Origin of the sequence: uncultured Alsobacter sp. (genome assembly GCF_945952055.1) — a bacterium.
Taxonomy (GTDB): domain Bacteria; phylum Pseudomonadota; class Alphaproteobacteria; order Rhizobiales; family Beijerinckiaceae; genus Alsobacter.
This window is the reverse complement of the sequence record NZ_CAMFHB010000012.1, coordinates 133,709-143,019: the sequence shown is the minus strand read 5'-3', so window position 1 is coordinate 143,019 and position 9,311 is coordinate 133,709. Positions and strand designations below refer to the sequence as shown.

The window sequence follows — 9,311 nt, the reverse complement described above, 5'->3', positions numbered from 1 at the left end:
CATGTCCCCGAACAGGTGTCCACCATCTCCCCGGTCTAAACACCAAGCCCGGCCAAGACGCGGAGAGGGATCTCCTAGCTGGACGGCCGAAAGTATCACAAGCTTTTAGGACGGGTGGTCCCGGCAGCGGTGCCGCCGGGCCGGAAAGTCGCCGGCTGGACCTCCCGCCTCACGGCTTCAGCGACACCGCGAGCGCGTCGATCTTCTCGTCGCGCCGCGGCGTCCAGGCCACGCGCTTCGACACGCCGTAGAAGTCCGGCTGGAAGTACAGCATGATCCACGGCGGGTCGTCGTAGAAGATCTTCAGCATCTCGTCGACGACCTTGCGCTCCTCCGCCGCGTCGCGGATGCCCGCGAGGCTGTCCCAGCGGGACTGCCACTGCGGATTGAACCACATGCCGTTGTTGACCGGGGCTTCCCGGGTCGGGAACAGCGCCATGTCGTAGACGGCGCTCCACGTCACGCCGCCCTGCCCGATGAGGAACAGGGGCCCCGCCCGGTGCTCGCGCGCGGCCGGCGAGAAGATCGTCACGAAGTCCTGCAGCTCGACCGTCGTCTGCACGCCGATGTCGCTGAGGTACTGGCCGACGACCTGCGCCACGTTCGTGTCGTTCAGGTAGCGGTTGCGCGGGCCCTGCAGCTTCAGGGTGAAGCGGGTTCCGTCGGCGCCGCGGGGATAGCCCGCCTTGTCGAGCATCGCCTCCGCGGCCTTGGGATCGTAAGGATAGGGCTTGAGCGTCGGGTTGCCGAGATTGGCGGGGCCCGTGGCGCGTGTGCAGGTGAAGGACAGGAGCTGCGTGCAGATGGCGGGCACGTCCACCGCCATGTTGAGGGCCTGCCGGACCTCTGGCTTCTGGATCGCCTCGCCGCCTTTCCCCGTCTTGAACGCGTCGGCGAAGTTGAAGCCCACGAAGATGCGGCGGGTTCCCGACACGGGCATCACCGTGGCCGTGCCGCGGGAGTTCACCGCGCCCTGCTGGTCCGGCGGAATGTTGGTCGCAATGTCGACGTTGCCGGCGATGAGTTCGGCCGAGCGCGTGCTGGCCTCCGGAATGACGCGCCAGACGATCCGCTTGAACTTCGGCTCCGCCAGCGTGTAGGCGGGGTTGCGCTCCATCACGAGGCGGTCGTTCAGGGTCCAGCTCACCAGCTTGTACGGCCCGGATGCAATGACCGTCTTGGCGGCCTGCTCCTTGGTCATGGGCTCATAGGCGCCCTTGCACTTGATGTAGGCCTGCGCCAGCATTCCCGGCGCGATCGACTGGTATTTCTTCAAGATCACCGTGGCGAGGTCCTCGCCGTCCTGGCGCGCGTCGACGAAGCCGATCGTCGGATACACGAACGAGCCGATGTTGCCTTTGAGGCCCAGCGCCGGATCGACCTGCCGTTTCAGCGAGTAGACGACGTCCTCGGCGGTGAGCGGCTCGCCGTTCTCGCACGCCTGGCCCTTCCTGATCTTGAAGGTGAGCTCCGTGCCGGCCGCGTTCCAGCTGAAGCTTTCCGCCAGCGACGGCACCACCGTGCCGTCCGGCGTGACCTGGAGCAGCGTGGCCCATAGGTGGGAGGCGATGTTGATCGACTGCGTGGCGTTGAGGTTGTCCGGCTCGAGCGTCTCGATGTCGACGCCCTGCGCGATGACGAGCGTGTCCTTGTCCGGGGCCTGAGCGCCGGCGGGCGCCGCGAGAGCCACGAGAAGCGCCGCCGCGCCGCACGCCTGAAGGCTCCTGGTCAGCTTCGAAGGCATCGCCACATCCTCTCCATACCCGATGTCGGAAGGTCCCGGCCGGAGGGCCGGGGCGCGGTCGGGGTCGTCGCCGACACGCGCAGCCGCCGCTGCACCGGGAAGCCCGGCCGATGCAGTGGCGGGGCATTCTCGAGAGCAGTCTCTGGACGCACGAATTGTGTAATTGTTATACAGAGTGTGAGGTCGCGCGGCGCAGCTTGTCAAGCGCGGCCGACGACTGTCCTGCCGCTCCTGCGGAGCGGCCGAGCCCCTTCAGTGAGGACGAGCCCCATGACCCTGCCGGACATCGCCTTCGACCGCTACTACAGCTACGACGAGATGACGGAGCGGCTGCACGCGCTCGTCGCCGCGTTCCCGCACCTGGCGTCGATCCGGTCGCTGGCCAAGAGCTTCCAGGGCCGGGACGTCTGGCTGGTGGAGATCAACAACCCGAAGACCGGCCCCGCGGCGGAGAAGCCCGGCTACTACATCGACGCCCAGATCCACGCCGAGGAACACGCGACCAGCGCGACCGCGCTCTACGCGATCTGGCACCTGCTGACCGGCTACGGCAAGGACGAGGAGGCGACGCGCCTCGTGGACCAGCAGGTCTTCTACGTCCTTCCGCGCATCAACCCGGACGGTGCCGAACTGTCCCTGCAGCCGCCCTACTACAACTGGTGCGGCAACGGGCGCTTCATGCCCGGCTTCGACCGCATCGAGGGCCTGATCCCCGAGGACCTGGACGGCGACGGCTACATCGTCTGGATGCGGGTGCGAGACGGCAAGGGCGAGTGGAAGAAGAGCACGATCGATCCGCGCATCATGGTGCAGCGGCGTCCCGGCGAGGAAGGCGGCGAGTACTATCGCGTCTACCCGGAAGGCCGCATCCGCAACTTCGACGGCGTGAACGTGCCGATCGAGATGCCGTTCGACGGCAACATGAACCGCAACTTCCCGACCCACTGGTCGCCGCAGGAATACGGCGCGGGCGAGCATCCGCTGTCCGAGCCGGAAGCCGCCGCCATGGGCCGGCTCATCCTCGACCATCCCAACATCTGCGGCATGTGCGCCTACCACACCCATGGCGGCATCATCATGCGCCCCAGCATGACCAAGCCCGACAGCGCCATGGGCGCCCGCGACATCGCCCTGTTCAAGGAGATCGGCAAGGTCGGCACCGAGATCACCGGCTATCCGACCGTGTCCATCTACGAGGACTTCACGCCCGACAAGACCAAGATCCGCCGCGGCGGACTGATGGACTGGACCTACGAGGAGATGGGCATCATCTCCTTCGGGACCGAGCTGTGGGACCTCGAGCGCGAGGCCGGCGTCCAAAAGGTCGGCTACATGAACCTCTACCCACGCACCGAGGAGATCCAGACCAAGGTCTTCCAGTGGGTGCTCGAGCACGTGGGCGAGAAGGGCTTCCGGGAGTGGAAGGCCTTCGACCACCCGCAGCTCGGCCCCGTCGAGATCGGCGGCATGGTCAACATCTGGTCGTACCGCAATCCGCCGGGCAAGCTGCTCGAGGACATCTGCCGCAAGAACGTCCTGATCAACCTGAAGCACGCCGCCTGCGCCCCGCGCGTGATGGTCGACAGCCTCACGCTGGAGCCGCTCGGCGCCGACCTCTACAAGGTCCGGGCCGTGGTGGGGAACCACGGCTACCTGCCGACCAACCTCTCCGACGTGGCGCTCGCCAACAAGGTCGCCAAGCCCGTCAAGGCGAGCATCGCGGTGGCGGGCGGCGAGGTGGTCATGAACCCCGCCGACGCCGATCTCGGCCACCTCGCCGGCCGCAACGAGCGGCAGTACCCCTGGTCGCCCTGGGGCCAGCAGTGGACGGCCACCAGCCCCCCCCGAATGGCTGGTGCGCCTGCCGGGCGGCAGCGGATCGGTGACGGTGACGGCCGTCTCGGAGAAGGGCGGCACGCACCGGGTGACGGCCACTCCCTGAGGCGCGGGTGTGGCCAACGGCGGTCTGCGCTGATAGGGAGCGGCTTCGCATCCCCGATCCGGAGCCCGCCGATGCCCCGCTTTGCCTACGAGACCGTCGACGTCTTCACCGACCGTGCCTTCGGCGGCAATCCGCTGGCGGTCTTCACGGACGCCAGCGGCCTCTCGGATGCGCAGATGCAGGCGCTCGCGGCCGAGATGAACTACAGCGAGACGACCTTCGTGCTGCCGGCCGACGACCCGGCGAACGACGCGCGCGTCCGCATCTTCACCCGCACGGCCGAGATGCCGTTCGCGGGGCATCCCAACGTCGGGACCGCCTGCGTCCTGGCGCGCCATGGCCGTGGCCGCGACGGCCTGCTGCGCTTCGAGCAGAAGGCGGGCCTCGTCGAGATCGCCGTGCGCCGGGATGCCGCCGGCGCCGTGACCGGCGCCGACATCGCCGCCCCGCAGCCGCTCTCGCTGGGTCTCGAACTGCCGGCCGACCGCATCGCCGCCTGCGCCGGCCTGCCTGCCGGGTCCGTCCTGACCGCGGCGCACCGGCCCGTGACCGCCTCGGTGGGCGTCAGGTTCGTCCTGGCCGAGGTCTCGGGCGAGGCCCTCACCCGGGCGACGCCGGATCTGGGCGCGTTCCGCGCGCTGTCGGCAGACCATCCCGACCTCGCCGGCCGCCTGTCGCTGTTCCTCTATGCCCGGGATGGCCAGGCGGTGCGGGCCCGCATGTTCGCGCCGCTCGCCGGGACCTGGGAAGACCCGGCCACTGGCAGCGCCAGCGCCACGCTCGGCGCCCTGCTGCTCTCGCTCGACGGCGGCAACGAGGCCTCCTTCACGATCACACAGGGCGTCGAGATGGGGCGGCCGAGCACCCTGCACGTGACGGCACGGCGAACCGCGGACGGCCACCGGGCCCGGGTCGGTGGCGGCTGCGTGCCGATGTTCCGCGGCGAGGCCGTGCTGTGACGGACCGACCGACATGATCCCCTGGGAGCTGCTCGACACGGCCGAGATGCCCGGAGACGGCGGCCAGCTGCGCCTGTTGCGGCGTGGCGGCGAGTACGTGATCCGGCTCGGACACACGGAGCTGATGAACAGCCGCCTCAGCGGTTCGGAGGAGGCGCTGGCGTCGCTGACGTGCGAGCGCCTGCCCGACGCCGCCAAGGCGCGGGTGCTCATCGGCGGGCTCGGCATGGGCTTCACGCTGCGGGCGGCCCAGAAGGCGCTCGGCCCCGGCGCGACGATCGACGTCGCGGAGCTGGTCCCCGCGGTGGCGGCCTGGGCCCGCGGCCCGCTGGCACCCGTGTTCGGCACGAGCCTCGACGATCCCCGCGTCACCGTCATCGTGGACGACGTGCAGGACGTCATCCGCGCTTCGCCCAGGACGTACGACGCCATCCTGATGGACGTGGACAACGGGCCCGAGGGCCTGACGCGGGCGGCGAACGACGCGCTCTACGAAGTCCGCGGGCTGGCGGACGCCTACGCGGCACTGCGGCCCGGCGGGGTGCTGTCGGTGTGGTCCGCGGCGCCGGATCGCGGCTTCGCGACCCGCCTCAAGCGTGCCGGGTTCTCGGTGGAGGAAACCACGGTCAAGGCCGACAGGGCCAAGCGCGGCGCCCGCCACGTGATCTGGCTCGCGACCCGCCCCGGCCGGCGCTAGCTCCGGCGAAGATCAGCCCCGTGCGCCGCCGCGAAGTCCCGGGCGCATGTTGACCTGCCAGGCGCTCACCAGGACGGCGACGACGGCCGCGACGCACAGGACGAGCTTGGTGCGGTCTTCCATCGTGCCCTCGATCATCAGCGCGTGGACGGCCCCCGCGGTGACGATGACGATGGCCAGCAGGCTGTGGAAGAGCCGCCAGGTCCGCATGGCGGCCGACGGCCAGGCCCGCCGCAAGACGACGAGGACGGCGGTCCCCACGATGCCGACGAGGCCGATCACCCCGTAGACCGAGAAGGGCGTGGGCGACACCAGGAGCAGCGCGTCTCTGACGTCGTCCGGGCTGTAGGCGTAGAGCGCTCCGACGTGCAGGAGCACGAGCGCGATCGCGCAGGAGCCGACGCGCCGGTGCCAGCGCAGGGCCGCGGCCGGGGCGAGGAGGCGCGGGACGCGCGCCATCAGGACCGGTTGGACGAACAGCAGACTGAAGGCGAGAACGCCGGCCATGCCGCCGATCACCCACAGCGCTTCCCGCCCCCGCTGCAGCGGGCTGACGGCCGCCAGGACGGCGGGAAGGCCGGCAATGGCGACGACGGCGACCCAGGCGGGCAACCGCAAGCGATCCATGAGGGCGGGACCGCCCACGCGCTACGCCGGCATCAGCACGAAGTCGGCTGTGATGCTGGTGTCGTGGCGGCTGTTCAGCACCGGGCGGAGGAACAGGGTGGCGAACCCGGGGTCGTCATAGGCGATGTGGACGTGCGGCTGGCCGAAATTGGGCACGATCGGCGAGGTTTCCAGCCGGTAGCGGCCGTCCGGCCCCGTGACGACGCTGCCCCGGTTGCTGGGCTCCCGCTCGCCGCCGCGGTCGGTGGCCGCCCAGATCTGCACCCGCATGTTCGGCATCGGCGCGCCGTCGCCGGCGCGGCGCACGATCCCGGACACGACGAAGCCGGTGCCGAGGTTCTGCACCAGCGGCGCGCCGGGAATGTAGTTGTTGGCACCGCCGGGCATCGTCTGGGTCGGCGCCAGGGCACCGGCCGCCGCCGCCTCGGCCCGCTCCGCCCCCGCGAAACGCGACAAAACGCCGGCTGCCCCGATGGCGGCCGCGCCGAACACCAGCGCCCTGCGGTCGATGCGGATGATCCTGCCGGTCATGATGGCCTCCCTGCAGCTCGGGCCGACGAGAAAGATTGCTGCGCGGTAATCTAGGGAGCCCCGCCGCACCGGTCCACACCCAGCGCCCGGCGCCCCGATCACCATCCTGTCAGCGCCCGGCAGAGCATGGCGTCGAGCCGCCGGACCGGCACCGCCAGTTGACGGAACACCGCCACGCGGATAGCGCTGCCGTGAACCGCGCATTCCGCCTGCGCCTTCCTTCCCGACCGTCGGACGAACGGGCGAAGGAGCTTCTGACCGCTCTGTCCATCGGGACGACCATGCCCTTTCCCGCGACCCATCCCAGCGTCGAACGCGCCCTCGCCGAGCGCGGCTATGCCGACCCCACCCCCGTGCAGGCCGCCGTCCTGACCCCCGAGGCGCGCGAGAGGGACCTTCTCGTCTCCGCCCAGACCGGATCGGGAAAGACCGTCGCCTTCGGCCTGGCGATGGTCTCGACGCTTCTCGGCGACGCGGACGGGTTCGGAAAGGCCACCGAACCGCGGGCCCTCGTGATCGCGCCGACCCGCGAACTGGCCTTGCAGGTGCAGCGCGAGCTCGCCTGGCTCTACGCTCCCGCCGGCGCGCGCATCGCCTCTTGCGTGGGCGGCATGGACGTCCGCCGCGAGGCCCGCGTGCTGGCCGACGGCTGCCACGTGGTGGTGGGAACGCCCGGACGCCTGCGGGACCATCTGGAGCGCGGCCGGCTCGACCCGACGCAGCTGCGGGCCGTGGTCCTGGACGAGGCGGACGAAATGCTCGACCTCGGCTTCCGCGAGGATCTCGAGTTCATCCTCGACGCGGCCCCGGCCGAGCGGCGCACCCTGCTCTTCTCGGCCACGATCGCGCGCGACATCGCCGTCCTGGCCCAGCGCTTCCAGCGCGATGCCCTGCGCATCGACACGGTCGACCGCAGCCAGCCCCACGGCGACATCGACTACAAGGCGATCACGGTGTCGCCCGGCGAGATCGAACACGGCATCGTCAACGTCCTGCGCTGGTTCGAGTCCCCCGGGGCCCTGGTGTTCTGTCACACGCGCGAGGCGGTGAAGAGGCTGAACGGAAGCCTGCTGGAGCGCGGCTTCGCCACGGTCGCGCTGTCCGGCGAGATGGGCCAGAACGAGCGCAACCATGCGCTCCAGGCCCTGCGCGACGGACGCGCCCGGGTCTGCGTCGCCACCGACGTTGCGGCCCGCGGCATCGACCTGCCGGGCCTCGACCTGGTCATTCACGCCGAGCTGCCGCGCGGCAAGGAGACGCTCCTGCACCGCAGCGGCCGCACCGGGCGTGCGGGGCGCAAGGGCGTCTGCGTGCTGATCACGCCGTTCAACCGCCGCCGCCGCACCGAGCTCCTGCTGCAGCAGGCCGGCCTCGAGGCGGAATGGCGCGGGGCGCCGTCGGCCGAGGAGGTGCGCCGGCGCGACCAGGAGCGGCTGCTCCAGGATCCCGTGTTCTCCGAGGAGGCTTCCGACGAGGATCTGGCGACCGCCCGCCTCCTCATGACCGGGCGGACCCCGGAGGAGATCGCCGCGGCCTTCGTGCGCGCCATGCGCTCACGCCTGCCCGAGCCGGAAGACGTCTACGATCCCGGCCCGCAGCGCGAACGTCCCGCCCGCAAGGCGCGGACCTTCGACAGCGAGCACGACGCCCCCGAGACGCGCACGAGCTACGACCCGGTGAAGGTCGACCGCGCCACCGGCCCGATGGTCTGGTTCCGGATGGGGATCGGACGGCAGAAGAACGCCGACCCGCGTTGGCTGCTGCCCCTGATCTGCCGCCGCGGCCACGTGACTCGCAAGGAGATCGGCGCGATCCGCATCTTCGAACGCGAGACGAAGTTCGAGATCACGCAGGACGCGGCCGAGCGCTTCGCGCAGGCGGCTCTGGGCAAGGTCAGCAAGGGCGAGACGATCCGCTTCGAGCGCAGCGAGCCGCCGGGCTCGGGGGACATGCGACGCGAGGAGCGTGAGCGTCCCCAGGGGGAGGCCCCCCGTCGGGAGAAGCCCACCGGCGACCGCGACAGGCGCGAGGCCAGGCCGGAGGGCGGGGACCGGCCGTTCCGCCCGCACAAGGCAGGTCCGCGCGCCGAGGCGCCGGCGCACGAGGAGCGTGCACGGCCGCCGTTCAAGAAGCGGCGCGAGCGCGATGCCGAGCCCGCGCGCAAGGAGGACCGTGGCTTCGAGGCCAGGAAGCCGGGCCCGCCCTTCAAGAAGAACAAGGGCCCGCATCCCCACCCCGACCAGGGCGGCCCCGGCAAGCCCGGCCGGCCCGGCAAGGGCAAGCCCCGCCGCGGCTGAGCCCGTCGGCCGGTCCGGAGGAAGCGGCCGGCTGGACCTTGACCGGTCTTGTCGGCGCGCGGCGGCTCGCCTTAGAGTGCAGCGCACCGCACCGCCGCACCGACGAGGACCGACATGACCCGGGATGAGTTCCTGGCGAGGATCGACGAGGCCTACGGTTACCGTGTCGAGGGCAACGTCGAGGCCATCCGGTCCATGTTCGCGCCCGACGGGATCTTCAGGATCGGCGGCGGCCGCCTTCCGCTGCAGGGCGTCCTCCACGCCGAACCCTCCGCGGTCGCGGCGATCAGCGCCCTCATCGACAACTACGTGTTCAAGAGCGTCCAGCGGCTCGGCGCCATCGTGGAGGGCAACAAGGCGGCGGTCCTGTCGCGGGCCGAAATCGCCCCCCTGAACGGTCCCGTCCACTCGGTGGAGCTGTTCGACCTCGTCACCATCGGTCCGGATGGGCGCTTCACCTCCTTCATCCAGTTCATCGACGCCGGCTTCATCGCCACGCTGGCGCGGCAGTAGG

At 70.7% G+C, this 9,311-nt stretch carries 7 protein-coding genes; 4 read left to right on the top strand and 3 right to left on the bottom strand.

The features are described 5' to 3' along the window. Nucleotides 1–169: 169 nt before the first annotated feature. The gene (locus Q0Q47_RS11840) at nt 170–1,744 is read right to left on the bottom strand and encodes an ABC transporter substrate-binding protein (protein WP_293859344.1); all 1,575 of its coding nucleotides are present in this window, start codon (nt 1,742–1,744) and stop codon (nt 170–172) included. A 270-nt stretch (nt 1,745–2,014) separates the two neighbouring features. Between Q0Q47_RS11840 and Q0Q47_RS11835 the strand changes: the two genes are divergently transcribed. Together Q0Q47_RS11835 and Q0Q47_RS11830 are read left to right on the top strand one after the other, a co-directional pair. Further along, complete coding sequence (locus Q0Q47_RS11835) at nt 2,015–4,645, top strand: PhzF family phenazine biosynthesis isomerase (protein WP_293859341.1); 2,631 nt, start codon at nt 2,015–2,017, stop codon at nt 4,643–4,645. A gap of 13 nt (nt 4,646–4,658) precedes the next feature. Further along, complete coding sequence (locus tag Q0Q47_RS11830; protein ID WP_293859338.1) at nt 4,659–5,342, top strand: hypothetical protein; 684 nt, start codon at nt 4,659–4,661, stop codon at nt 5,340–5,342. Between the two features lie 12 nt (nt 5,343–5,354). On the opposite strand, the gene Q0Q47_RS11825 is transcribed toward Q0Q47_RS11830, so the two are convergent. Beyond that, nucleotides 5,355–5,969, bottom strand: a complete 615-nt coding sequence (locus Q0Q47_RS11825) for a ferric reductase-like transmembrane domain-containing protein (RefSeq protein WP_293859335.1) — start codon at nt 5,967–5,969, stop codon at nt 5,355–5,357. A 21-nt stretch (nt 5,970–5,990) separates the two neighbouring features. Beyond that, nucleotides 5,991–6,500 carry a twin-arginine translocation pathway signal gene (locus Q0Q47_RS11820; RefSeq protein WP_293859332.1) on the bottom strand — a complete coding sequence of 170 codons (510 nt, stop codon included), beginning with the start codon at nt 6,498–6,500 and terminating at the stop codon, nt 5,991–5,993. A 281-nt stretch (nt 6,501–6,781) separates the two neighbouring features. On the opposite strand from Q0Q47_RS11820, the gene Q0Q47_RS11815 reads away from it, so the two are divergent. Next, nucleotides 6,782–8,797 carry a DEAD/DEAH box helicase gene (locus Q0Q47_RS11815; RefSeq protein ID WP_293859359.1) on the top strand — a complete coding sequence of 672 codons (2,016 nt, stop codon included), beginning with the start codon at nt 6,782–6,784 and terminating at the stop codon, nt 8,795–8,797. A 114-nt stretch (nt 8,798–8,911) separates the two neighbouring features. Continuing rightward, nucleotides 8,912–9,310, top strand: coding sequence for a hypothetical protein (locus tag Q0Q47_RS11810; RefSeq protein ID WP_293859329.1), 399 nt, complete (start codon nt 8,912–8,914; stop codon nt 9,308–9,310). The last annotated feature ends 1 nt before the right edge of the window (nt 9,311 follow it).